Source organism: Asticcacaulis sp. MM231 (assembly GCF_964186625.1).
GTDB lineage: Bacteria > Pseudomonadota > Alphaproteobacteria > Caulobacterales > Caulobacteraceae > Asticcacaulis.
This window is the reverse complement of sequence record NZ_OZ075108.1, coordinates 1151245-1173683: the sequence shown is the minus strand read 5'-3', so window position 1 is coordinate 1173683 and position 22439 is coordinate 1151245. Positions and strand designations below refer to the sequence as shown.

Annotated in this window: 22 protein-coding genes; 14 read left to right on the top strand and 8 right to left on the bottom strand. The window is 60.7% G+C overall.

Features of this window, described 5'->3' with window-relative positions; translation table 11 throughout:
* Positions 1-8 precede the first annotated feature (8 nt).
* Entirely contained in the window at positions 9-1946 is a 1938-nt protein-coding gene (locus ABQ278_RS05810; protein WP_349321632.1) for a CocE/NonD family hydrolase, read from the top strand.
* Here ABQ278_RS05810 and ABQ278_RS05805 read toward each other — a convergent pair.
* The gene (locus ABQ278_RS05805; protein ID WP_349321631.1) at positions 1914-2726 is read right to left on the bottom strand and encodes a YafY family protein; all 813 of its coding nucleotides are present in this window, start codon (positions 2724-2726) and stop codon (positions 1914-1916) included. The genes ABQ278_RS05810 and ABQ278_RS05805 overlap by 33 nt on opposite strands.
* A gap of 152 nt (positions 2727-2878) precedes the next feature.
* Here ABQ278_RS05805 and ABQ278_RS05800 point away from each other — a divergent pair, with 152 nt between their 5' ends.
* The 4 genes from ABQ278_RS05800 (at position 2879) to ABQ278_RS05785 (ending at position 7320) form a co-directional block, all read left to right on the top strand.
* A complete protein-coding gene (locus ABQ278_RS05800; protein ID WP_349321630.1) occupies positions 2879-3484 on the top strand; it encodes a TetR/AcrR family transcriptional regulator in 606 nt (201 codons plus the stop codon).
* A gap of 115 nt (positions 3485-3599) precedes the next feature.
* Entirely contained in the window at positions 3600-4487 is an 888-nt protein-coding gene (gene prpB, locus ABQ278_RS05795; protein ID WP_349321629.1) for a methylisocitrate lyase, read from the top strand.
* Positions 4488-4507: 20 nt separating this feature from the next.
* A complete protein-coding gene (prpC, locus tag ABQ278_RS05790) occupies positions 4508-5662 on the top strand; it encodes a 2-methylcitrate synthase (protein WP_349321628.1) in 1155 nt (384 codons plus the stop codon).
* A gap of 206 nt (positions 5663-5868) precedes the next feature.
* Positions 5869-7320, top strand: coding sequence for a bifunctional 2-methylcitrate dehydratase/aconitate hydratase (locus ABQ278_RS05785; RefSeq protein WP_349321627.1), 1452 nt, complete (start codon positions 5869-5871; stop codon positions 7318-7320).
* A 10-nt stretch (positions 7321-7330) separates the two neighbouring features.
* On the opposite strand, the gene ABQ278_RS05780 is transcribed toward ABQ278_RS05785, so the two are convergent.
* Positions 7331-7828 (bottom strand): CAP domain-containing protein, encoded by a 498-nt coding sequence (locus ABQ278_RS05780; RefSeq protein WP_349321626.1) that lies wholly within the window; start codon positions 7826-7828, stop codon positions 7331-7333.
* Positions 7829-7995: 167 nt separating this feature from the next.
* Here ABQ278_RS05780 and ABQ278_RS05775 point away from each other — a divergent pair, with 167 nt between their 5' ends.
* Positions 7996-8427 carry a GNAT family N-acetyltransferase gene (locus ABQ278_RS05775; RefSeq protein ID WP_349321625.1) on the top strand — a complete coding sequence of 144 codons (432 nt, stop codon included), beginning with the start codon at positions 7996-7998 and terminating at the stop codon, positions 8425-8427.
* A 104-nt stretch (positions 8428-8531) separates the two neighbouring features.
* Entirely contained in the window at positions 8532-8837 is a 306-nt protein-coding gene (locus tag ABQ278_RS05770; RefSeq protein ID WP_349321624.1) for a hypothetical protein, read from the top strand.
* Between the two features lie 13 nt (positions 8838-8850).
* On the opposite strand, the gene mmsB is transcribed toward ABQ278_RS05770, so the two are convergent.
* Genes mmsB through ABQ278_RS05745 form a run of 5 tightly spaced genes read right to left on the bottom strand, consistent with a single transcriptional unit; the run spans position 8851 to position 16366 of the window.
* Positions 8851-9729, bottom strand: coding sequence for a 3-hydroxyisobutyrate dehydrogenase (gene mmsB, locus ABQ278_RS05765; RefSeq protein ID WP_349321623.1), 879 nt, complete (start codon positions 9727-9729; stop codon positions 8851-8853).
* The gene (locus ABQ278_RS05760) at positions 9726-10754 is read right to left on the bottom strand and encodes an enoyl-CoA hydratase/isomerase family protein (protein WP_349321622.1); all 1029 of its coding nucleotides are present in this window, start codon (positions 10752-10754) and stop codon (positions 9726-9728) included. The genes mmsB and ABQ278_RS05760 overlap by 4 nt, the downstream gene beginning before the upstream one ends.
* Positions 10754-11878 (bottom strand): acyl-CoA dehydrogenase family protein, encoded by a 1125-nt coding sequence (locus ABQ278_RS05755; RefSeq protein WP_349321621.1) that lies wholly within the window; start codon positions 11876-11878, stop codon positions 10754-10756. The genes ABQ278_RS05760 and ABQ278_RS05755 overlap by 1 nt, the downstream gene beginning before the upstream one ends.
* A 35-nt stretch (positions 11879-11913) precedes the next feature.
* On the bottom strand, positions 11914-12978 hold the full coding sequence (locus tag ABQ278_RS05750; RefSeq protein WP_349321620.1) for a Glu/Leu/Phe/Val dehydrogenase dimerization domain-containing protein: 1065 nt from the start codon (positions 12976-12978) through the stop codon (positions 11914-11916).
* Positions 12971-16366: an indolepyruvate ferredoxin oxidoreductase family protein gene (locus ABQ278_RS05745; RefSeq protein WP_349321619.1), complete on the bottom strand. Its 3396-nt coding sequence runs from the start codon at positions 16364-16366 to the stop codon at positions 12971-12973. Before ABQ278_RS05745 ends, ABQ278_RS05750 begins: the two co-directional genes overlap by 8 nt.
* Positions 16367-16584: 218 nt before the next feature.
* Between ABQ278_RS05745 and ABQ278_RS05740 the strand changes: the two genes are divergently transcribed.
* Both ABQ278_RS05740 and ABQ278_RS05735 read left to right on the top strand, forming a co-directional pair.
* Positions 16585-17004: an Lrp/AsnC family transcriptional regulator gene (locus tag ABQ278_RS05740; RefSeq protein ID WP_349321618.1), complete on the top strand. Its 420-nt coding sequence runs from the start codon at positions 16585-16587 to the stop codon at positions 17002-17004.
* 91 nt (positions 17005-17095) lie between these two features.
* Positions 17096-17560, top strand: coding sequence for an META domain-containing protein (locus tag ABQ278_RS05735; RefSeq protein ID WP_349321617.1), 465 nt, complete (start codon positions 17096-17098; stop codon positions 17558-17560).
* On the opposite strand, the gene ABQ278_RS05730 is transcribed toward ABQ278_RS05735, so the two are convergent.
* Positions 17557-17790, bottom strand: coding sequence for a BolA family transcriptional regulator (locus ABQ278_RS05730; protein WP_349321616.1), 234 nt, complete (start codon positions 17788-17790; stop codon positions 17557-17559). The genes ABQ278_RS05735 and ABQ278_RS05730 overlap by 4 nt on opposite strands.
* Positions 17791-18178: 388 nt before the next feature.
* Between ABQ278_RS05730 and ABQ278_RS05725 the strand changes: the two genes are divergently transcribed.
* The 5 genes from ABQ278_RS05725 to ABQ278_RS05705 all read left to right on the top strand — a co-directional run bounded on the left by ABQ278_RS05725 (position 18179) and on the right by ABQ278_RS05705 (position 22365).
* Positions 18179-19786 (top strand): porin, encoded by a 1608-nt coding sequence (locus tag ABQ278_RS05725; protein WP_349321615.1) that lies wholly within the window; start codon positions 18179-18181, stop codon positions 19784-19786.
* A gap of 72 nt (positions 19787-19858) precedes the next feature.
* The gene (gene modA, locus ABQ278_RS05720) at positions 19859-20608 is read left to right on the top strand and encodes a molybdate ABC transporter substrate-binding protein (RefSeq protein WP_349321614.1); all 750 of its coding nucleotides are present in this window, start codon (positions 19859-19861) and stop codon (positions 20606-20608) included.
* Positions 20605-20967 carry a VOC family protein gene (locus ABQ278_RS05715; protein WP_018081664.1) on the top strand — a complete coding sequence of 121 codons (363 nt, stop codon included), beginning with the start codon at positions 20605-20607 and terminating at the stop codon, positions 20965-20967. Before modA ends, ABQ278_RS05715 begins: the two co-directional genes overlap by 4 nt.
* Entirely contained in the window at positions 20964-21641 is a 678-nt protein-coding gene (gene modB / locus ABQ278_RS05710; RefSeq protein ID WP_349321613.1) for a molybdate ABC transporter permease subunit, read from the top strand. Before ABQ278_RS05715 ends, modB begins: the two co-directional genes overlap by 4 nt.
* Complete coding sequence (locus ABQ278_RS05705) at positions 21631-22365, top strand: ATP-binding cassette domain-containing protein (RefSeq protein ID WP_349321612.1); 735 nt, start codon at positions 21631-21633, stop codon at positions 22363-22365. The genes modB and ABQ278_RS05705 overlap by 11 nt, the downstream gene beginning before the upstream one ends.
* Positions 22366-22439 lie beyond the last annotated feature (74 nt).

Below are 22439 nucleotides of genomic sequence, written 5' to 3'. Positions count from 1 at the left end.
AATTAGAGATGACCTTCCGCACCCTCACCTGCGCCGCTGCCCTGCTGTCGCTGGCCCTTGCCGCCCCCGTGCTGGCCAAGCCGAAGCCGGCTGCCCCTTCCACCGCCGTCACCCCCATGACGCCGGATGTCTTCGACAGCTATGACAAGGTTCGTCCGGATGCCGATTTTGTCCGTCGCGTCATCATGGTGCCAATGCGCGACGGCACCAAGCTCTATACCGTGATCGTATTCAAGAAGGGCACGAAGGACGGTCCGATCCTGCTGTCGCGCACCCCCTATGACGCCAAGTCCACCATGGCGAGATCGGCGAGCCAGACGATCAAGGAAGTCCTGCCCGCGATGTACGATCCGTTCGTTGATGACGGCTACATCATCGTGACGCAGGATATCCGCGGCATTCATAATTCTGAGGGCGTCTACGTCATGAACCGCCCGCTTTCGGGTGCACTCAACGACACCGGCATTGATGAATCGACCGACGCCTATGACACGATCGACTGGCTGGCGAAGAACATCCCGGAATCGAACGGCAAGGTCGGTATCATCGGCTCGTCCTATCTCGGCTTCACCTCCCTGCTGGCCGAGATCAACCCGCATCCGGCCCTGAAAGCCGCCGTGCCGCAAAGCCCGATGGTCGATGGCTGGAAGGGCGACGACTGGTTCCACAACGGCGCCTTCCGCGTCAACAGCCTGAGCTATGCCCTGGGGCAAAGCACCGGCAAGGCCGATGCCGGCGCCGACATACCGGATGGTGTGGGCGACGATTATAATCGCTATCTCGAAGCTGGTTCGACGGGCGATTACGCCCGCAAGTGGGGCATCGATCAGGTGCCCTTCGTGCGCAAGCTGATGGAAAATCCGGCCTATACCACCTTCTGGTCGGGCCAGGCGGTTGATAAGTGGATGGCCGCCGCGCCGCTGAAAGTGCCGACCATGCTGGTCGTTGGCCAGTGGGATCAGGAAGATTCCTACGGCGCACCGGCGGTCTACAAGGTCATGGAGCCCAAGGACACGAACAACGACATGGTGTCTCTGGTCATCGGGCCGTGGCGTCACTCCGGCGTCAACCACTATGGCTACGACCTCGGCGCCCTCACCTTCACCGGCGACACGGCGCAGGAATTCCGCGTCAAATACATGAAGCCCTTCTTCGATCACTATCTCAAGGGCGCACCCGATCCGAAAACCCCGCCGGTCCTGACCTACGCCACCGGCGCGAACCACTGGAACGAGTTGCCGAAATGGCCGATGGGCACCCTGACCCCGCTCTATATCAGTGAAAACTTCACCGCCAGCTTCACCAAACCCGCCACGGACGGCCACGACAACTACGTCTCCGATCCGTCGAAGCCCGTGCCCTTTATTCCGCGCCCGATCAGCATGGCCAATTCCAGCCAGTGGAAGCCCTGGCTGGTCCACGACCAGCGCTTCGTCTCCGATCGTCCCGATGTGCTGACCTATACCTCCACCGCGCTCGACAAGCCGGTGCATATCATGGGCGCGCCTGTGGTCGATCTCTACGCCGCCACCTCCGGTACCGACTCCGACTGGGTGGTCAAGATCATCGACGTCTATCCCAACGAGTTGCCGGAAGGCGCCGCGCAAGGCTCGAAGCCCGGCATGGCCGGTTATGAACTGCCCATCGGCATCGAGATTTTCCGCGGCCGTTACGTGCACGGTTTCGACAAGCCTCAGGCCCTGACGCCCGGCAAGATCGAGCAGTACAAGTTCGAGTTGCCCAATGTCGATCACGTCTTCCTGCCGGGACACAAGCTGATGATCCAGGTGCAGTCATCGCTGTTCCCGCTCTATGACCGCAACCCGCAGACCTATGTCGACAATATCTTCAACGCCAAGCCGGCGGATTACAAGGCGGCGACCGAAAGTATCTATCGCACGCCGACAGCCGCCTCAGCGGTCTGGCTGCCGATTGTGAAGGAATAGCAAGCCCCCTCTCCCCGCTTCTTGCGGGGAGAGGGGAATTATTGCAGAAGTCACAACCGGCTGCTTCTTCGCCGGCAGGCCCGCCTCATACTTGGCGTGTTCCTCGTTGCGTTCCGCCTTCCACGCCTTGAGCAAGACGGCGCGGCGCTTGGGGTAGCGGTTTTCTAGCGGTGACCACGACACGATACGGTCGGCGCGCAAGTGGCGGAAGGCCTGCCGCATCTCGCACCACACCACAACGATGCGAATGTGTTCGAAGAAGCCCAGCGCCACCGGCCAGACCACGCGGTCGGTGGTGACCTCCTTCAGGTCGGTATAGCGCACCTCGACGCGGCATTCGCCACGAATGGAGGCGCGGATATCACCGAGATCGATCCGGCTTTGCGGCGATGACCAGCTTGGCACCACCAGAAGCCCGGAGGTCTCGATTTCATCGGCCAGATCCTTTGGCAGCACGGCGGTGATCTTGGTCAGGGCGTTCTGCGCCGCCTCACCCAGACGGGCATCGCCCCGGTCAGCCACCCAGCGCACGCCCAGCACCAGCGCTTCCAGTTCTTCCTGGCTCAGCATCAAAGGCGGCAGCATATAGCCCGGCCGCAGCACATAACCCACGCCTGGCTCGCCTTCGATATGCGCGCCCTGCGCCTGAAGCGCGCCGATATCGCGGTAAAGCGTCCGCAGCGAAATATCGAGTTCGCGCGCCAGTTCGGCGCCGGCCACCGGATAACGATGGCGTCGCAACAGTTGCAAAAGGTCAAGCAGGCGGGTGGCGCGCGACATGATGGCGTCCTTGGTCAGGTAGGTTCTCGAATACGCGGCACTGATGAAACCCTAGCATCCTCCTCATGCCAAGTTCTGTCAGCATAAATCCGGCGACGCCGCAAATATTGTGGATACTTGACTTTAGGCCAGCATCATACATACTGGTTGGTATGTCAGTTTCAGTCCCCCGCCGCGCACCGGTCCAGACCCGCGAACGCCTGATGAACGCAGCGTTCGAGGAGGTGTATCACAATGGCTTTCAGGGCAGCGACCTCAAGGCCATCCTCGCCAGGGCCGGTGTCACCAAGGGCGCGCTCTATCATCATTTCGATGGCAAGGAAGCGCTGGGCCATGCCGTCATCGAACACGTCATCGCTCGCATAACGCAGGACAAGTGGCTGGCCCCGCTCGATGATGTTGATGATCCGATCGATGCCCTGCTCGGCATTCTCGACGACACCGGCACCTCTGACGCCGAGGTCAACGGTGGCTGTCCGCTCAACAATCTGGCGCAGGAAATGTCGCCGCTCGACGAGGGTTTCCGCCGGCGCCTGTCGGAGATCTTCACCAACTGGATCGGGGGGGTCAGCGATGCTCTGCGGCTTGGCCAGATCAATGAAAAGGTGCGCAACGACATCGATGCCCGCGACACCGCCACCTACCTCGTCGCCACCTACGAAGGTTATATTTCCCTGGCCAAGACAGCACAGGATAGCCGCGTCCTTATCTCTGGCATGAAGCAGTTGCGCCTTTACCTGGAGTCGTTGCGCGCCTGATCAATCGCACGTGAATTGACGCCGAGGTTTACGTGAGCGTAAATGATTGCGCTTGACCCAATTGGTTTCACTTGATACCTTTCGGTTGTAAGTCGTAAAGACAGGGAAACGCCACATGATGACCTCCGCAGGCGCGAAATTTCGCGCGGCTCTGGCCGCTGAACAGCCTTTGCAGGTGGTGGGTGCCATCAATGCCAATCATGCCCTGCTGGCCAAACGTGCCGGTTACAAGGCCATCTATCTGTCGGGTGGCGGCGTGGCGGCCGGATCGCTGGGGCTTCCCGATCTCGGCATCAATACGCTTGATGATGTGCTCACCGATATCCGCCGCATCACCGATGTCTGCGACCTGCCGCTGATGGTCGATATCGATACCGGCTTTGGCCCCTCGGCGTTCAACATCGAACGCACGATCAAGTCATTGATCAAGTTCGGCGCCGCCGCATGCCATATCGAGGACCAGGTCGGCGCCAAGCGCTGCGGCCACCGTCCCGGCAAGGAGATCGTTTCGACCGCCGAAATGGTCGATCGTGTGAAAGCGGCCGCCGACGCCAAGACCGATCCCGATTTCTTCCTGATCGCCCGCACCGACGCCATTGCCGTTGATGGCGTGGAGGCCGCCATCGAACGCGCCATCGCCTGCGTTGAGGCCGGCGCTGACGGCATCTTCGCCGAGGCCGCCTATGATCTGGACACCTATCGCCGCTTTGTCGACGCTGTAAAGGTGCCGGTGCTGGCCAATATCACCGAGTTCGGCAAGACGCCCCTCTTCACCCGCGAGGAACTGGCCTCGGCCGGTGTCGCCATCCAGCTCTACCCCCTGTCGGCCTTCCGCGCCATGAACAAGGCGGCGGAGAACGTCTATACCGCCATCCGCCGCGACGGCAATCAGAAGAATGTGCTCGATACCATGCAGACCCGTGAGGAACTGTATGACCGTATCGGTTACCATGCCTTTGAAGAGCGCCTCGACGCGCTTTTCAACACCAACAAACAAAAATAACAGGAACAAGGAAATGCCTCATGGACGGAGATACACCGACGGGCTTTAAGCCCAAGAAATCCGTGGCCTTGTCCGGTCAGATCGCCGGCAATACCGCCCTGTGCACGGTCGGACGCACCGGCAATGACCTGGCCTATCGCGGCTACGATATCCTTGATCTCGCCGCCACCTCGGAATTTGAGGAAATCGCCCACCTGCTGATCCACGGCAAGCTGCCCAATCTCAGCGAACTGGCCGCCTACAAGACCAAGCTCCGATCCCTGCGCGGCCTGCCCGCCACGCTGAAGGCCGTGCTGGAAAGCCTGCCCTATTCGACGCACCCGATGGACGTGCTGCGCACCGGCGTGTCCGTCCTTGGCTGCCAGTCGGCGGAGCGCGAAGACCACAACCATCCCGGCGCGCGCGACATTGCCGACAAGCTATTGGCCAGCCTCGGCTCCATGCTGCTCTACTGGTATCAGTTCAGCCATAACGGCAAGCGCATCGAGGTCGAGACCGACGACGACAGCATAGGTGGCCACTTCCTGCATATGCTGCACGGCAAGCCGCCGCCTGAGTCGTGGGTGCGCGCCATGCACACCTCGCTGATCCTCTATGCCGAACACGAGTTCAACGCCTCAACCTTCGCCGCCCGCGTGATCGCCGGTACGGGTTCGGACTTTTATTCCTGCATCATCGGCGGCATCGGCGCGCTTCGCGGCCCCAAACATGGTGGCGCCAACGAAGTCGCCTTTGATATCCAGAAACGTTACGACAATCCGGACGAGGCCGAGGCCGATATCCGCGCCCGTGTTGACCGTAAGGAGGTCATCATCGGCTTTGGTCATCCGGTCTATACGGTGGCCGATCCGCGCAATGTGGTGATCAAGGAGGTGGCGCGCCGCCTCTCCGCCGAGCAAAATTCCATGAAGATGTTCGCCATCGCCGAGCGGCTGGAAAGCGTGATGTGGGACGCCAAGAGGATGTTCCCCAATCTCGACTGGTTCTCGGCGGTTTCCTATCACATGATGGGCGTCCCGACCGATATGTTCACGCCGCTTTTCGTGATTTCGCGCACCTCCGGCTGGTCAGCGCACATCATCGAACAGCGCCAGGACGGCAAGATCATCCGCCCCAATGCCAACTATACCGGCCCGGAGGATAAACCCTTCGAGGCCCTGAAAGACCGTCCATAATTTAAGGAAGGTTTATCCACAGATTACACAGATTACACAGATTTTTCTGAGTTTAATGGCCATCGCAGTTTATGAGATTGAAAAGGCGCTTTGCGCCAACAGGCCCTGACAACAAAAGCGGATTTGACCACTAAGGCTCTGAAAAATCTGTGTAATCTGTGTAATCTGTGGATCACCTTTCTTGTCTTCCCTCAAGAAAGCCCGCTATGTCCGCCCATATCCCAAACGAACGTCCCGCGCCGGACAGTGTCCTCACCGACATCGTCGATTATGTGCTTGATTATGAGATCACCTCCGACCTCGCCTATGAAACCGCGCGCAACTGCCTGATCGATACCCTCGGCTGCGGACTGGAGGCGCTCGACTATCCCGCCTGCGCCAAGCTGCTGGGCCCCATCGTCCCCGGCACCGTCGTTCCCCACGGTGCAAAAGTGCCCGGCACGCAGTTCCAGCTCGACCCCATACAGGCGGCGTTCAACATCGGCGCCATGATCCGCTGGCTCGATTTCAACGACACCTGGCTGGCGGCCGAATGGGGCCATCCGTCCGATAATCTCGGCGGCATCCTGGCCACCGCCGACTGGCTGTCGCGCAACGCCATCGCCGCCGGACGCAAGCCGCTCCTCATGCGTGATGTCCTGACGGCGATGATCAAGGCGCATGAAATCCAGGGCTGTCTGGCGCTGGAAAACAGCTTCAATCGCGTCGGCATCGATCACGTCGTGCTGGTCAAGGTCGCTTCCACCGCCGTGGTGGCGCAGATGCTGGGTCTCGACCGCGACGAGATCATCAACGCCGTGTCACTGGCCTGGGTCGATGGCCAGGCCTTACGCACCTATCGCCATTCGCCCAATACCGGATCGCGTAAAAGCTGGGCCGCCGGTGACGCCACCTCGCGCGCTGTGCGTCTGGCGCTCATGGCGCAAAAAGGCGAGATGGGTTATCCCTCGGTGCTCACCGCCAAGACCTGGGGCTTTTACGACGTACTGTTCAAGGGTCAGCCGTTCAGGTTCCAGCGGCCCTATGGCGCTTACGTCATGGAGCAGATCCTGTTCAAGATCAGCTTCCCGGCCGAGTTTCACAGTCAAACCGCCGTCGAAGCCGCCATGATGCTGCATCATAAGCTGGCTGCGCTCGGCAAGACGACCGAGGACATCCGGCGCGTCACCATCCGCACCCATGAGGCTTGCATCCGCATCATCGACAAGAAGGGGCCGCTCGATAATCCGGCCGACCGCGATCACTGCATCCAGTACATGGTCGCCGTGCCGCTGATCCATGGCCGTCTGACGGCCGCGGACTATGAAGACGGCGTCGCTGGTGATCCGCGTATCGATGCCTTACGTGACAAGATCACTTGCGTCGAGGATACCGCCTTCACCGCCGATTACCACGACCCTGACAAGCGCAGCATCGCCAATGCCCTGACCCTGGAACTCAACGATGGTACGGTCTTGGATGAGATTGTGGTGGAATATCCGATCGGCCACAAGCGCCGCCGCGCCGACGGCATACCTCTGCTCGAAGCCAAGTTCCGCACCAATCTCGCGCGCCGTTTTCCGTCAAAACAACAGGCGGCCATCCTCAAGGTCAGTCTCGACCAGCAGGCGCTGGAAGCCATGCCCGTCAATGACTATGTCGATCTGTATGTGATCTAGTCGCCCAGTTTCATTTGCCGAGATTAAGCGGCATGGCAAAGACCTGCGTCCAGTAGGCGCGAAACTCGGGCGGCACGCCGGGCACCGGCTGGTCATCCTCCTGCCAGGCAACGGCGATGCCGGTTTCCCGGAACGCACACATCAGGATGTTATCCCGGTGGCCTGGACTGTTCATCCACGCGTCAACCACCGCTTCGGGTACGTCCGAATTGACCTCGATGTTTTCGCCGACCATCTGGTAGACGTAGCCGGTATCCCGTACCCGACGCCCCGGCGTCGAGCCATCGGGCGCGGTATGGCTGAAATAATGGCGCTCCACCATCTGACGGCTCTGGCGCTGCGCGGCTTCGGTCAGGCGCGCCTCAACATGCAAGGGCTGGCATCCGTGCGCCGCGCGTTCGGCGTTGATCATCTCGAGCACTTCGGCCTCGGTGCTGCGCGGTGCTGCCTGCGCCGCAGTGGCGCATAAGCCTGCCAGCAGAACAACAGCAGATGATAGTCGGCGCATGATACGTCCCAATCCTGATTGACTTTGACCATGCGCCGGCTTCGTTAAATTTTTTCCAACCGAATGGGTTATGCGGCGATTAAGGATGGCCTATATCAGCGCCATGCAGATCAGAACTCGCCACCACCGCCGACCATGACGCCATCTGGGCCATCCTGAAACCCACCTTGCGTGCCGGGGAGACCTACACCCTGCCGCGTGACTGGGACCGCGACACCGCGCTCACCTACTGGTTCGCCGCACCGCATCAGGTCTTCGTGGCCGAGGTCGATGGCACGGTATTGGGGCACTATTTCCTGACACCTAATCGGCAAGGCGGCGGCGCCCACGTTGCTAATTGCGGTTTCATGACCGCGCCTTCGTCCACAGGCAAGGGCGTGGCCAGCGCCATGTGCCGGCATGCTATGGAGGTGGCCAAGTCGCGGGGCTTCCGCGCCATGCAGTTCAATTTCGTCGTCAGCAGCAATGAACGCGCCGTCGCCCTGTGGCAGCACATGGGTTTCGAGATTGTTGCTCGCCTGCCGGGCGCCTTTGCGCATCCCGAATTAGGTTATGTTGATGCTTTTGTGATGTTTCAGGATTTTTCCGGTCACGATTGATCAAATTTTCGCTGATCTGGATGCCGCTGAAGTGAGGAAGCGTTAGTTGGCAAGGCGCGGCGGCTGTGAAATGCTTAGAGCCTGGCTTTTCAGGAGTACGCCTCATGCCCCTCAATCCCTTTAATGAAATCGCCCGCCACGCCTTCGTGACCGAGCAGATGCAAGCGTTCAAGGTCGGGATTCGCGAAGGCCGCGCCGCCCGCGAAAAACTGCAGGCGCGCACTGAAGCCATGACCTCGGTGCGCTTCGGCGAAGACGACAAGGTGGCGCTGCGCGATTACCTGCGCAAGCTGTCGTGGATGTACCGCAAGGGTGAAATCGATCAGCGCACCACCGAACAGGGCCTGAACAAGGTGGTCATGGCCGCTGCCGCCAACAGCCCGGACGTACTGCATTATATCCGGGCTTAAGCGCCGCGAAATCTTAAGACCCCCTGCGTATCCGTTCCATCATATAGGAGAAGTCCTGCGCCGCGTAGCCCTGACGGCACAACGCCTCATAGAGCGTATGCGCCTTGGCGCCGAGTGGCGTGTGGGCGTCATTCTGCGCCGCCGCCTGCATGGCAAGGGTCAGGTCCTTCAGCATCAACGCCGCCGCGAAACCCGGCTGATAATCGTTATTGGCCGGCGAGGTGGGCACCGGCCCCGGCACCGGGCAATAGCTGGTCATCGACCAGTTCTGACCCGACGCCTTCGAGGCAATGTCGAAAAACACCTGATCATCGAGCCCGAGCTTTTCCGCCAGGGCAAAGGCTTCGCAGGTGCCGATCATGGTAATGGCCAGCAGCATGTTGTTGCACAGCTTGGCCGCTTGCCCCGCGCCCGCGCTACCGGCATGGATGACGGCCTTGCCCATAGCTTGCAGCATCGGTTCCGCGCGGGCAAAAGCCGCTTGCGGGCCACCGCACATAAAGGTCAGGGTGCCGGCTTTCGCCCCCGCCACACCGCCCGAAACCGGCGCATCGACCATGGCGAATCCGGCGCTTTCCGCCTGTCTGGCCACCTTGCGGGCGCTCTCAACATCGATGGTCGAACAATCGATCAGCAGCGCGGAGGGCTCTGCCTGTTCCATCACCTGCGCATAGACCGACAGGACGTGCTGTCCTGCCGGCAGCATGGTGATCACGGCCTCCGCATCCTGACAGGCCTCGTTGAGCGAGGCCACACCGATGCAGCCCTCGGCCACCGCCTGGGTCACGGCCGCTGCGCTCAGATCATAAGCGCGCACCTCATGCCCGCCCTTGACCAGATTGGCCGCCATGCCCGAACCCATATGCCCCAGACCGATAAAGGCGATTTTCATAGCGCAAGCTCCTCGTCCACGGCTGCGAACATCGCCTCAACCATCTGCGGCGTGACACCCGACAGACTGGCCGGCGACCACGTCGGCGCATTGTCCTTGTCCTCGATCACCGCCCGCACGCCCTCGGAAAAATCGTGGCTGCGGATGATATGACAGGCGATGCGGTATTCCATACGCATAACGTCTTCAAACGATGCCATGCGCGCCCCTCGCCGCAACTGTTCGAGCGAGACGCTGAGCGACAAGGGTGAGCGGCTCTTGAGAATATCGGCCTGCGCGGTAGCCCAATCGTCATCGGCCATTTTCAGCGCCAGACAGATGTCGGTGATCGTGGGGCGTGAAAAGCAATGATGAATGACATCCAGATGTTCGGCATAGCCGGCCCTGACGGGCATCTGCGTACAGTCGGCCAGGACATCATCCAGAGCTTCGCCCGCCAGTATCCGCGCCTTCACATCCGGCAGGTTTTCAGAGGTAACAAAGTGCGTAGCGAGGCCGGCCGCCACAACATCCGAACCTTTAAGGCGCGCACCCGTCAGCGCCAGCCAGATACCAAGCTGTCCCTCCAGCCGCGGCAGGAACCAGCCGCCGCCGACATCCGGAAACAGGCCAATACCGGTTTCCGGCATGGCGAAGAGGGTGTTTTCGGTGGCGATGCGGTGCGATCCATGGATCGAAATACCCACGCCGCCGCCCATAGTCACGCCATCCAGCAAAGCAACATACGGCTTTGGGAAGCGCTTTATCTGTGTGTTGAGGCGATATTCGATGTTGAAGAAGGCTTCCCCCGCCTTGCCATCAGCGCGACCGGACTGCGCCACCATGCGGATATCACCACCGGCGCAAAAGCCGCGCGTGCCCTCGGCATGATCGATCATCAGCATGCGCACGCCATCATCCGCAGCCCACCGGGTGAGCGCATCGCTCATCGCCTGACACATCTCCGTCGTCAGGGCATGCAGCGCCTTGGGTCGGTTCAGCGTAATCCGGCCGACACCGTTTTCTACACGGACAGATACGTCCATCACGACCCTTTCAGCATATCGCGCGCAATAATAACGCGCATGATCTCGTTGGTGCCTTCCAGGATCTGATGCACCCGCAGGTCACGCACGATCCGTTCGACACCATAGTCATGCAGATAACCATAGCCGCCATGGATTTGCAGGGCCTCATTGGCGATTTTCGAGCATGTATCGGTGACGAAGCGCTTGGCCATGGCGCACCATTTCGTCGCGTCCGGTGTGTGATCATCCAGCCGCGCCGCCGCCTCATAGAGCATGGAACGCGCCGCCTGTAACTCAGTCTCCATATCAGCCAGCTTGAACTGCGTCACCTGAAACGCATTCAGGTGTTGGCCGAACTGGCTGCGTTCAGAGGCATAGGCCATGGCGCGATCCAGCGCATCCTGCGCGCCGCCAAGCGAACAGGCGGCGATGTTGAGACGTCCGCCATCCAGCCCCTTCATGGCGAATTTGAAGCCCTGTCCCTCATCGCCAATACGATTGCCCACGGGTATCTGCACCTGATCGAACATGACCTGTCGCGTCGGCTGGGCGTTCCAGCCCATCTTCTTCTCGACGGCGCCGAAGCTTAACCCCGAGGTCTCTTTCGACACCACAAAAGCGGAAATGGTCTCATCCGTATTGGCCATGACGACATAGATATCCGAGACGCCAGCGCCGGAGATAAAGGCTTTCGAGCCATTAAGCACATAAGCATCACCCTCTCTCACCGCACGCGTTTTCATGGCGGCGGCGTCGGAGCCGGAACCCGGTTCGGTCAGGCAGTAGCTGGCGATCGTCGCCATGCCGGTCAGCTTCGGTACGAAACGCGCCCGCAACGCATCTGAACCAAAGCTGTCGATCATCCAGGTGCACATGTTGTGGATCGACAGAAAGGCCGCCGTGGCGATGCAGCCGCGCGATAACTGCTCAAAAATCAGCACGGCATCGAGCCGCGACATAGCCGCCCCGCCGTGCTCTTCACCTGTGTAGATGGCGGCGAATCCCAGGCCCGCCGCCTCGCGCATTACATCAACCGGGAAATGCTTTTGCTCATCCCACGCACCGGCGAAAGGCCGCAGTTTGTCATAGGCGAAGCGCCTGGCCGCCTCGCTTATCATCGCCTGATCGTCGTTGAGTGGCATGATCGTCCCTGTTATTTAGTCCCGTTTCGGATCGTTTAAGCCGCCTCGGTCACCCTGGCGCGCGCGGCCGCGATCTTATCGCGCGCCATCGCATCGGCAATCACATTGGTGAGTGCGTTGGCGCTTTTTGCCTTGGTGAAGATATCAAACAGGCGCGGACCGATGGCGTCGACCTGCGCCAGAATATCGGCCTCATCGTTACGGCCCGAGATTTCACCGGCCACCATGATGATGCCGCCGGCATTGATCACATAGTCCGGCGCATAGAGAATGCCGCGCTGGCCTAAGATACGCCCAGCCCCCGGAGTCAATAGTTGATTATTGGCCGCGCCAGCGACGATCGTGGCTTGCAGACGGCTAGCCACATCCTCGCTGATCGCGCCACCAAGCGCGCACGGCGCCACCACATCGACCGTCTGCAACAGGATGTTGTTGACCGATACGCTCTCGGCCGCAAAGCGATTGCAGACCTCTTCCACCCGCTCCGGATTGATATCGGCCACCACAAGCTTGGCACCGAGACTGAACAGTTCTTCGCAGAGATAGGTGCCGACATGGCCGAGGCCCTGAACGGCGACCTTGATACCGGCGAGATCAGAACGACCGAGCTTGGCCTTGACCGCGGCTTCGATACCGACGCGCACGCCACGCGCCGTGAAGGGCGACGGATCTCCGCCAGACTTGCCCACAGCCGCATCCAGCCCGGAGACATAGCCGGTGGTGCGCGCCACGATCTTCATGTCAGCGACCGAAACCCCGACATCCTCGGCGGTGATATACTGACCATCCAGGCTATCCACGGCGCGACCGAAGGCTTCCAGCACGGCTTCGCGGCGATCAGCCGGCACAGGTCCTAAAATGACCGCCTTGCCGCCCCCCATCGGCAGATTGGCCATGGCGTTCTTGTAGCTCATGCCGCGTGACAGGCGCAAAGCATCGCTGAGCGCGCTCACCCCGTTGTCATAGGCCCAAAGGCGGCAGCCACCGGCGGCCGCGCCCAGCGCCGTGGAATGGACGGCGATAATGGCTTTCAGGCCAGAGGCGGCATCCTCCACCATGAGGACTTTTTCGTGGGCGTCATAATCGGGGTGGTCAAACATTTAGCAATACTTTCGTTTCAGGCTTTAGGGGGAGAGCGGGTTGGGCGGCCTCAAATTGCACAATGAGGTCGGCTTTTTTGACATTGGCCTTGTCGAGATTGGCCAGCTTGATGTGGCCGAAGCCACGGATCTCTTCCGGCAGTTTGGCCAGGGCCACCGCCAGATCGAGATTATGGGGACGAAGATCACGCGCCAGACGTTCGATCAGATGCACGTAGTCGATGATGAGCTGGCGCTCGGTGCGGCGCTCGCGGGTGTAACCAAAGAGATCGAACGGTGTGCCGCGTAAGGCCTTGGCGGCCTTCAACATAGCGAAGGCCTTGAAAACCCACGGGCCGAATTTACGCTTCTTCGTGCCCATCATGGGCGGCGCGAGGTAGACCGAGATTTTTTTTGTATCTTCAAACTGTTCGGCCAGGACTTTGCGGAACTCCGGATCGCAATAGAGCCGCGCCACTTCATACTCGTCCTTGTAGGCCATCAGCTTATAGGCGTTGCGCGCCACTGCCTCGGCAAGGCGTGGTTCGTCCCTCACCCGATCAACCAGCGCCCTGTAGCGCGCGGCGTAGGCGGCGTTTTGATAGTCGGTCAGATCGGTCATGCGGGCGCTGACGAAGCTATCGAGATCAAAGACGGGCGTCTGCGCAGGCGCCGCTTCCAGCCGGCCTTCCGCCCAGGCACGCCCCAGGGCGAAAGCGCGCAGATTGGCCGTCACCGCGGCACCGTTCAGGGCGATGGCGCGTTCGACCGCCGCCAGTGACAAGGGCAATACGCCGGCCTGCCAGGCCGCGCCCCACATGATCATCAGGGCATAGACCGCATCACCCATATAGGTGCGGGCAAGGCCAGCGGCATCGAAGGTCTCCAGCGTGCGCGCGGCGTTGCGCACCTTGCGCACCATGGAAAGCTGGTCGAACACGGTGTTGGTGTTGAGGGTGAATTCACCGCTCGGTGTGAGGGCGCTGTTGAGAAAGCCTATTGTGCGTTCCGTATTCAACAGCGGCAAGCAGGCCTTGCCGTGCGCCGTGATCATGTCGGCGGCAATCATGACATCGGCCTCACCGAGCGGGATACGACCGCCCGGCACCATCACGCCGGGGGCGGCAAAACGGACATGGGCATCAACCGCGCCGCCACGCTGCGCCAGACCGATCTGATCGACGCAGATCACTTCCACGCCGTCGATATGCGCCGCCATGCCGATCATGGCCGAAAGCGAGGTCACGCCCAGACCGCCGATACCTGTGAGCAAGAGGTTATAGGGCTGCGCCGTCAGCGGCATCGGCGTCGCCTCAGGCAGATCATGGATCAGATGATCGATGGCGGCGGGCTGCACCTTCTTTATCTGCGCGCCTTCCAGTGACACGAAGCTGGGGCAGAAGCCTTTCACGCATGAGGTATCGAGATTGCACGCCGACTGGTCGATCTCGCGCTTGCGGCCGAGTTCGGTGTCCTTTGGCCCCACCGCGATGCAGTTCGATTTGACCGAGCAATCACCGCAACCTTCGCATACCTTGGCGTTGATAAAAATTCGCTCTTTCGTCTGCGGCGCCAGACCGCGCTTGCGGCGACGGCGCAGTTCGGTGGCGCACATCTGATCATAGATCAGCACGGTGGTGCCGTGCGTCGCCTTCAGTTCGGCCTCGGCCACCTCAAGCTGATCACGGTGATAGAAGCTGACCTTGGCCGGCATTTTCGGGTGGTTCTGCCAGCGCTCCGGATGCGGCGATACGAGGATGATCCGCCGGACGCCTTCGGCCGCGACCTGCTGCGCCACCGTCACCGGATGCAGCACGCCATCGACATGCTGGCCACCGGTCATGGCTACGGCGTCATTATAGAGGATCTTGTAGGTAATGTTGACGTGCGCCGCCACCGACTGACGGATAGCCAGCAGGCCGGAATGGAAATAGGTGCCGTCGCCCAGATTGGCGAAGATGTGGTGCTCGTCGGTGAAAGGCGCCTGCCCTACCCAGGTCACGCCCTCGCCACCCATATGGGTGCAGATTTCCGAATGACGATCGGGGATAAACTGCACCATATAGTGACAGCCGATCCCGGCTGTGGCGCGTGAGCCTTCCGGCACGGTGGTCGAGGTGTTGTGCGGACAGCCGGCGCAGAAAAACGGCTTACGCGTATGAAGCTGGACGACGTTTTCTTTGGCAATCGCCTGTTCAGCATAACGGGCGATGATCGCCTGACGCGCCTCGGTGCGGGCTTCCGCCGGCAACACCTCGAACAGGGCCATGGCGACGCTGACCGTATCAAGATCAAGCACATCGCGGACCACGTCCTTGCCGCGCATACGCGGTCGGCGCGAATCCGGCAGGCCATAGAGCGCGTTCTTGAGCTGGTATTCGATCAGGTTACGGCGTTCCTCAACCACCAGCACGGTTTCCAGCCCGTCAGCGAAGGCGAGCGCGCCCACCGGATCGAGCGGCCACACCATGCCGACCTTCCAGATGCGAAGCCCCATCTGACGCGCCCCGGCCTCATCGATCTGCAACAGGCGCAGGGCATCGAGCACATGCAGGAACCCCTTGCCGGAGGTGGCGATACCCAGACGCGCGCTCGGCGCATCCTGCATCAGTGGATTGAGGCCGTTATGGCGGGCGAAGGCCTGCGCCGCCGGCAAACGGAAATGACGGTGCAGCACTTCCTTTTGATCGGGCGTATGGTTGAGGCGGATATTCAGCCCGCCTTCCGGCAGGTCGAAATCTGGCAGGCTGGTTTGCCAGCGCAGCGAGTCGATATGCGCCGAGGTCGAGGCGTCCATCAGGTCGGAAATGGTCTTGATGCCGATCCAGCAGCCGGAATAACGCGAAAGCTGTATCCCCTTCATGCCGAACTCGATCACCTCATCAATGGTCGATGGCGACAGGGTCGGCATTTCGGCGTCGGCGAAGGCAAATTCCGACTGGTTCGGCAGGGTCGATGACTTGCAGTTATGATCGTCTCCGGCCAGGGCCAGCACACCGCCGAGCGCCGAGGTTCCGGCGAAGTTGGCATGCTTGAACACGTCTCCGGTCCGGTCAACACCCGGCCCCTTGCCGTACCATAGGCCGAACACGCCATCCTTCCTGTGCCCGTTAAACAGCGGCACATGCTGCGTTCCCCACACCGCCGTGGCGCCCAGGTCTTCATTGATGCCGCGCTGGACAACGATATCGTGGTCATCGAGGCGCTTTTGTTCCTGCGCCAGTTGCATATCGTAGGAGCCGAGCGGCGAGCCGCGATAGCCGGAGATAAAGCCTGCCGTGTTCAGCCCGGCCTCGCGATCCCTGTCGCGGATCAGCATGGGCAGCCGGACAAGCGCCTGAACGCCGGTCATGAAAGCCCAGCCGGATGTCAGTTCATATCGGTCGGCAAGGCTTACCTCGGCGCGCATCAACATATCCCTGTGGCATAGTTATTTTCTAATGATACTAATCCTGAAATGTGAGAAAGTGCTTCCGAACTGCGGATGCGTAATCCACGTTTTCAGCTATAATTTCTGCAATGACGCAAAACGGCAGAATAAAACTCTGGTGCAGGGCAATATAAGCGAATGAACAAGAGCAAGGACCTCCGCGCCCTCGATGAGATCGACAAGAAATTCTTCGCCTGTTGCGCGAAGACTGTCATCTGACGACGCAGGAGGTCGCCGACAAGGTGGGGCTGTCGCAAACCCCCTGCTGGTCGCGCATCAAGCGGCTGGAAGACACCGGCGTGATCACCGGCTATGTGGCTCTGCTCAATCCGGAAAAGGTCGGCAAGCCGCTCTCTGTCATCGTTGAAATGACGCTGGAGCAACATGATGATGAGAAGATCGAGAACTTTTCCCGCCATATCGCCACCCTGACCGAAGTGACCGACGCCTATCTCACCACCGGCGAATACGATTACGTCATCATCGCCGCCGTGGAGGACACCGAGGATTACGAGGTTTTCCTGCGCAAGAAATTGCTGAAATTCCCCGGAATCCGCCACACGCGCTCGACCTTTTGCCTGCGCCGCCTCAAGCGCGATCCATCGCCGTCACTCTAGGCTACCCGCCTACCGGAGAATTATAGCCGGATGCTTCCCGTGACGGTTGATCTTTGCTAGGATGGGTAACTGTTTCAGCAAAGGCGCACAGATGACCCAAAATTCCACATTCCTGATGGTTGCCGGCGCGTGTGCCGCGCTTACGCTTACCGCCTGTTCGACCTTCCCGGTCGGCAAGACAGCCGAAGCGCCACAAACCCTCATCGGCACCTGGCAACTGGTGCAGTTCCTGCCCAAGGGCGGTGCAGCGCCAGTCAAGCCCGATGCCGCCGATCGCTATGAAATTACCTTCGTCGATAAAGGCCGCGTTGCCCTCAAGGTCGATTGCAACCGCGCCACCGCAATCTGGGAAACCACGCCGACCGATGGCACCCACGGAAGCCTGACCTTCGGCCCCATGGCCATGACGCGCATGGCCTGCCCGACCCCGGCGCTCGATACAGGCTGGGAACTCAATGCCAATTCAGTCGCTAACTACGCCGTCGCCGGTGACAGCCTTGTGCTGGGCCTGAAAGACGGCAAGGGCACCTACGAATGGGCGCGCAAGAAAGACTAGACTTTAGCCACTGTTTCCAGCGCCAGGGCATGCAGCGGACCGCTGAGCAGATCGGCCAGCGCCCTATTGACCAACTGGTGCTGGCGCACGCGCGGCAGGCCATTGAAGGCCTCTGATACGATGCGCGCCTTATAGTGATCGCCGTCCCCGGCCAGATCGGTGATGGTGATCTCCGCGTCCGGAAAAGCGGCAGCGATACGCGCCTCAAGATCGCTCTGGGCGATGGCCATGGCAAAACTCCTCAATAAACTGCCGGTGGCTTAGCCGGTTTTGCAGCGGTTGGGTAGCCTCCCCCCCCCTGTCCGAGATAATACCAAGCGCGGTCTGGCGCCATGGATCTTCATGCACACCCCAAAAAAGCGTCTTTGCGGCCAAAATTTGTTCTTTATTCAAAAGACGAAAAATGCACTCAGCGGCAAAATATTACATCAAGGCCAAACTCAGCCCTATCAATATTTTAAAAATTATCCATACAAATTCAAATACTTATAATTCTGATGAAATTTTCATTCTCAGCTCAGAAAGCACGCCTCCTTGGTGCTGAAAGTGCGTTTTCATCCTAAACGCGCAATTAACTCATAGGGGTTAGGATAGCCGCATTGTTCACAGGAGTAAGACATGCGTACCCCCACCCGCCGGACATACCGGAATGTTTGCCTGGCCGCCGCCAGCCTGCTGACGCTCAGTGTAGCCGCCGCACCGGTTATGGCCAAGCCCGCCAAACAACTGACACAGGCTGATATCCACGATCTGATCATGGCGGAAGCCCATAAGCTGATCGCTATCCAGAAGTCCAACGACGCGGTTTCAGAAGCTCAGAAGCAGGCGCAGATCGATGCCCTTCAGGCCGAAGTGCGTAACCTGGCCGATCAGTTGCGTACTCTGCAAGCCCAAGCACAAACTCAGGCCCAAACCCTGGCTGTCGTAACCGCGCCGAAGCCGGCACCGGCCGCCCCCACGGCTTCGGTCTCCATCAAGAACGGTACACCGACATTTGCCTCCAGTGACGGCGCCTTCACGCTCAGCATCAATGGCAATATCCAGGCCGACGCCGCCAGCTACATGCAGGACGATAATCTGTCCGCCGCCATTACGGGCGCCGCGCGCGACCTGAACAGCGGCACCAATTTCCGCCGCGCCCGCCTGGGCTTCAAAGGCAAGGTGTTCAAAGACTTCGACTACAACATGGTGTTTGATTTCGGCGGCGCCGGCGCCGAGGATGTCGGCCGCATCCACGAAGCCTGGATCCAGTATTCCGGCTTCAAGAACGCCAAGATCCGTGTGGGTGAATTCGCGCCTCTGGCCGGCATGGCCGACGCCGCGTCACAAAATGCCTCGCCCTTCATGGAACGCGCCTCCTCGGCCGAACTGGCGCGTAATTTCGCCGGCGGCGACACACGCATGGGCGTTGGCATCTTCAATACCTATGATCGCTGGCTCTATTCAGCCGCCCTAACCGGCGGCACGGTCTCGGCGCTCAATACCGCGGCGAGCGGTTTCAACACCGTCAATAACGATGAGCAACTGGGCGTCGTCGCCCGCGTGGCAGGTACGCCCATTAAGGGCAAGAACTCTCTGATCCACGTCGGCCTCAACTACAACGCCATCATCAATCCGGGCGATGCCGGCGCCAGCGCCGCTACGCGTTATCCTGTGCAACTGCGCGACCGCCCCGAACTCCGCGTCGACGGCACCCGCCTGATCGACAGCGGCGCAATCAACACCCAGTCCGCCTCTGCCACCGGCATCGAGTTCGGCGCGCAGTACAAGAACTTCTACCTCGCATCCGAAGCCTTCCAGTACAAGATCAAACGCTTCGGCGCAGCGGCCGGTGTCACCGACCCTGACTTCACCGGCTGGTATGCCGAAGGTGGCTGGGTCATCACCGGTGAAACACGCAAGTACAACACCCAAACCGGCGCCTTCGACGGCATCGTGCCGGCCCACAACTTCGATCCGAAGACGGGCCAGTGGGGCGCCTTTGAACTGGTGGCGCGTTACTCGACCCTCGACCTCAACTACCACGCCGACGCCCTGCTGGCGGCCGACCGCGTGCGCGGTGGTCAGCAGGACATCACCTCCCTCGGCCTCAACTGGCAACTCAACCCCAGCATCCGCTTCATCTTTGAGGGCCAGGATGTCAAGGTTGAACGTCTGAACGCTGCAGGCGCCTCGATCGGTCAGGACTACACGACCATCGCCGCTCGCGCCCAATTCAACTACTAAACTCCAAACATCTTTTCTTTTCGGGCCGCAGTGCGTAAAATCGCTGCGGCCCTTTTTTATGAGAGATATCCCATGACGATCAGACGCGCACTGCTGACGGGCCTTGCACTCCTGGCCCTTGCCTTGCCGGCCGTCGCGTCAGCAAAAGACCTTCAGGTGGCCGTGGCTGCCAATTTTACCGACGCCGCCAAGGACGCAGCCGCCGCTTTCGAGAAAAAGACCGGGACGCACGTGAGCTTGAGCTTCGGCCCCTCCGGCGGTTTTTACAGTCAGATCCAGCAAGGCGCCCCCTTCGACGCCTTCCTGAGCGCCGACGCCGAGCGCCCGACCAAACTCGAAGCCGAAGGACTCGGCATCAAGGGCACACGCTTCGTCTATGCCTACGGCACGCTGGTGCTGTGGAGCGCTACGCCCGGTTTTGTCGATAGCAAAGGCGCGGCTATCGCCAAGGGCAGGTTCGAGCACCTCGCCATCGCCGACCCGGCCTCGGCGCCTTACGGCGTCGCCGCGGTCGAATATCTGAAAAAGCGCGGCCTGTATGACGCGGTCGCCGCCAAAATCGTCAAGGGCAGTTCGATCGCGCAGACCTTCGGCTTTATCGATACCGGCTCAGCAGAACTGGGCTTCGTCGCCCTGTCACAGGTCTACAAGTCGGGCAAGGGTTCGCGCTGGATCGTGCCGGCGGGTGATTACACCCCCATGGATCAGCAAGCCATCCTGTTGAAAGACACCCCGGAAGGCCGCGCCTGGCTGGCCTTTTTAAGGTCACCCGAAGGCGTCAAGATCATCACATCTTACGGCTACAAGGTACACACATCATGATCGACCATATGGGACTGCTGGTTTCCGACCGCACACGCAGCAAGGCTTTCTACGCCGCAGCCTTCGCACCGCTTGGTTATACCGCGGTCATGGACGGCCCCTACGGCACCGGATTTGGCATAGGCAAACCGGATTTCTGGCTACAGGATGGCGCGCCGACCGACCATCTGCACGTGGCTATCAAGGCTGAAAACCGCGCCGCCGTGGATGCTTTTTACAAGGCCGCCATGGCGGCCGGCGGCCGCGACAATGGTCCGCCAGGCATCCGCGAGCACTATCACCCCAACTATTACGGCGCCTTCGTGCTCGATCCCGATGGCCATAATATCGAAGCCGTCTGTCACAAGCCGGAAGCATGAACGATATCGGCAGCGCCATCTGGGTGACGGTCAACCTGGCCGCCACCACCACGCTCTGCCTGCTGGTGATCGCCACGCCGATCGGCTGGTGGCTGTCGAGACGCCGCAACCTGTTCAAGGATATCGTCACGGCGGTCATAGCCCTGCCCATCGTCCTGCCGCCGACGGTGCTGGGTTTCTATCTGCTCGTGGCCATGGGTCCGAAAAGCCCGCTGATGGACCTGCTCCACCCCTTCGGCGTCCACACGCTCAATTTTTCCTTCGCCGGGCTGGTCATCGGTTCGATCATCTATTCCCTGCCGTTCGCCGTGCAGCCGATCCGTAATGCCTTCGAAGCCCTGGGACAGCGCCCGTTCGATGTCGCTGCCACCTTGCGCGCCTCCCAACTCGACACGTTTTTCAATGTCGCTCTGCCTATGGCGCGCAAGGGTTTCCTGACCGCCGCCCTGCTCGTCTTCGCCCATACGGTGGGCGAATTCGGAGTGGTGCTGATGATCGGCGGCGCCATTCCCGGCAAGACCGAGGTCGTTTCGATCCGCATCTGGCAACTGGTTGAGCAGATGGACTGGCCGAGCGCCCACCGGCTGGCCGGCGGCCTGTTGGTCTTCGCCTTCGCGGTTCTGCTGTCACTGCTGGTGATCGACCGCCGCTTGAGCGCCAAACATGCCAAATGACATGATTGACGTATCGCTGAAAGGCTCGGCGGGTGCGTTCGTTCTCGATGCGGCGTTTTCCGTGCCGGCGCAGGGCGTCACCGCCATCTGGGGACCGTCGGGTTCGGGCAAGACCACGCTCCTGCGCGCCATCGCCGGCCTGACGCGGCTGGACGGCCATGTGAAGATCGGCGCCGATATCTGGCAGGATGGCAGCACCTTCGTGCCGGTGCATAAACGCCGCGTCGGCTATGTCTTTCAGGAGGCCTCGCTGCTGACGCATCTCACCGTGCGCGGCAATCTCGATTTCGCCCTCAAGCGCAACGGCGGCCACACGGTCGATTTTTCGGGCCTGGTGGCGCGGCTGAAACTGGAGGGCTTGCTCAAACGCTCGGTCACCCAACTTTCCGGCGGCGAACGCCAGCGCGTCGCCCTGGCCCGCACCCTGCTTAGTGCGCCGGAAATTCTGCTGATGGATGAGCCTTTGTCCAGCTTAGACAGCGAGGCCAAGGCCGAGATCGTGCCGATGATCGCCAGCCTGTCGCGCGATACGGGCGTGCCGGTCCTCTATGTCAGCCACGATGCCTACGAGGTCGAGCGCCTCGCCGACCGTACCCTGCGCATGGCCAGAGGGCGGATCATCGACGCGCCGGCTACGACCTTCGACACCTCGCTCGATGGCCTGAGCGAGGCGCAGGTGCGTGCCCTGGCTGAGGCGGCTTTGAAGGCCGGCATTAAGGTTTAAGGGAAACCACAGATTTCACAGATGGCGCTTCGCGCCTAAGAGAAGGCCGCCGCGTTTGGCCATGATCCACTTAA

What these genes read in the sequence shown, in the direction of transcription:
- ABQ278_RS05810 (WP_349321632.1), top strand. Translation starts at nt 9, where the DNA reads ATGACCTTCCGCACCCTCACCTGCGCCGCTGCCCTGCTGTCGCTGGCC.
- ABQ278_RS05805 (WP_349321631.1), bottom strand. Translation starts at nt 2,726, where the DNA reads ATGTCGCGCGCCACCCGCCTGCTTGACCTTTTGCAACTGTTGCGACGC.
- ABQ278_RS05800 (WP_349321630.1), top strand. Translation starts at nt 2,879, where the DNA reads ATGTCAGTTTCAGTCCCCCGCCGCGCACCGGTCCAGACCCGCGAACGC.
- prpB (WP_349321629.1), top strand. Translation starts at nt 3,600, where the DNA reads ATGATGACCTCCGCAGGCGCGAAATTTCGCGCGGCTCTGGCCGCTGAA.
- prpC (WP_349321628.1), top strand. Translation starts at nt 4,508, where the DNA reads ATGGACGGAGATACACCGACGGGCTTTAAGCCCAAGAAATCCGTGGCC.
- ABQ278_RS05785 (WP_349321627.1), top strand. Translation starts at nt 5,869, where the DNA reads ATGTCCGCCCATATCCCAAACGAACGTCCCGCGCCGGACAGTGTCCTC.
- ABQ278_RS05780 (WP_349321626.1), bottom strand. Translation starts at nt 7,828, where the DNA reads ATGCGCCGACTATCATCTGCTGTTGTTCTGCTGGCAGGCTTATGCGCC.
- ABQ278_RS05770 (WP_349321624.1), top strand. Translation starts at nt 8,532, where the DNA reads ATGCCCCTCAATCCCTTTAATGAAATCGCCCGCCACGCCTTCGTGACC.
- mmsB (WP_349321623.1), bottom strand. Translation starts at nt 9,729, where the DNA reads ATGAAAATCGCCTTTATCGGTCTGGGGCATATGGGTTCGGGCATGGCG.
- ABQ278_RS05760 (WP_349321622.1), bottom strand. Translation starts at nt 10,754, where the DNA reads ATGGACGTATCTGTCCGTGTAGAAAACGGTGTCGGCCGGATTACGCTG.
- ABQ278_RS05755 (WP_349321621.1), bottom strand. Translation starts at nt 11,878, where the DNA reads ATGCCACTCAACGACGATCAGGCGATGATAAGCGAGGCGGCCAGGCGC.
- ABQ278_RS05750 (WP_349321620.1), bottom strand. Translation starts at nt 12,978, where the DNA reads ATGTTTGACCACCCCGATTATGACGCCCACGAAAAAGTCCTCATGGTG.
- ABQ278_RS05745 (WP_349321619.1), bottom strand. Translation starts at nt 16,366, where the DNA reads ATGCGCGCCGAGGTAAGCCTTGCCGACCGATATGAACTGACATCCGGC.
- ABQ278_RS05735 (WP_349321617.1), top strand. Translation starts at nt 17,096, where the DNA reads ATGACCCAAAATTCCACATTCCTGATGGTTGCCGGCGCGTGTGCCGCG.
- ABQ278_RS05730 (WP_349321616.1), bottom strand. Translation starts at nt 17,790, where the DNA reads ATGGCCATCGCCCAGAGCGATCTTGAGGCGCGTATCGCTGCCGCTTTT.
- ABQ278_RS05725 (WP_349321615.1), top strand. Translation starts at nt 18,179, where the DNA reads ATGCGTACCCCCACCCGCCGGACATACCGGAATGTTTGCCTGGCCGCC.
- modA (WP_349321614.1), top strand. Translation starts at nt 19,859, where the DNA reads ATGACGATCAGACGCGCACTGCTGACGGGCCTTGCACTCCTGGCCCTT.
- ABQ278_RS05715 (WP_018081664.1), top strand. Translation starts at nt 20,605, where the DNA reads ATGATCGACCATATGGGACTGCTGGTTTCCGACCGCACACGCAGCAAG.
- modB (WP_349321613.1), top strand. Translation starts at nt 20,964, where the DNA reads ATGAACGATATCGGCAGCGCCATCTGGGTGACGGTCAACCTGGCCGCC.
- ABQ278_RS05705 (WP_349321612.1), top strand. Translation starts at nt 21,631, where the DNA reads ATGCCAAATGACATGATTGACGTATCGCTGAAAGGCTCGGCGGGTGCG.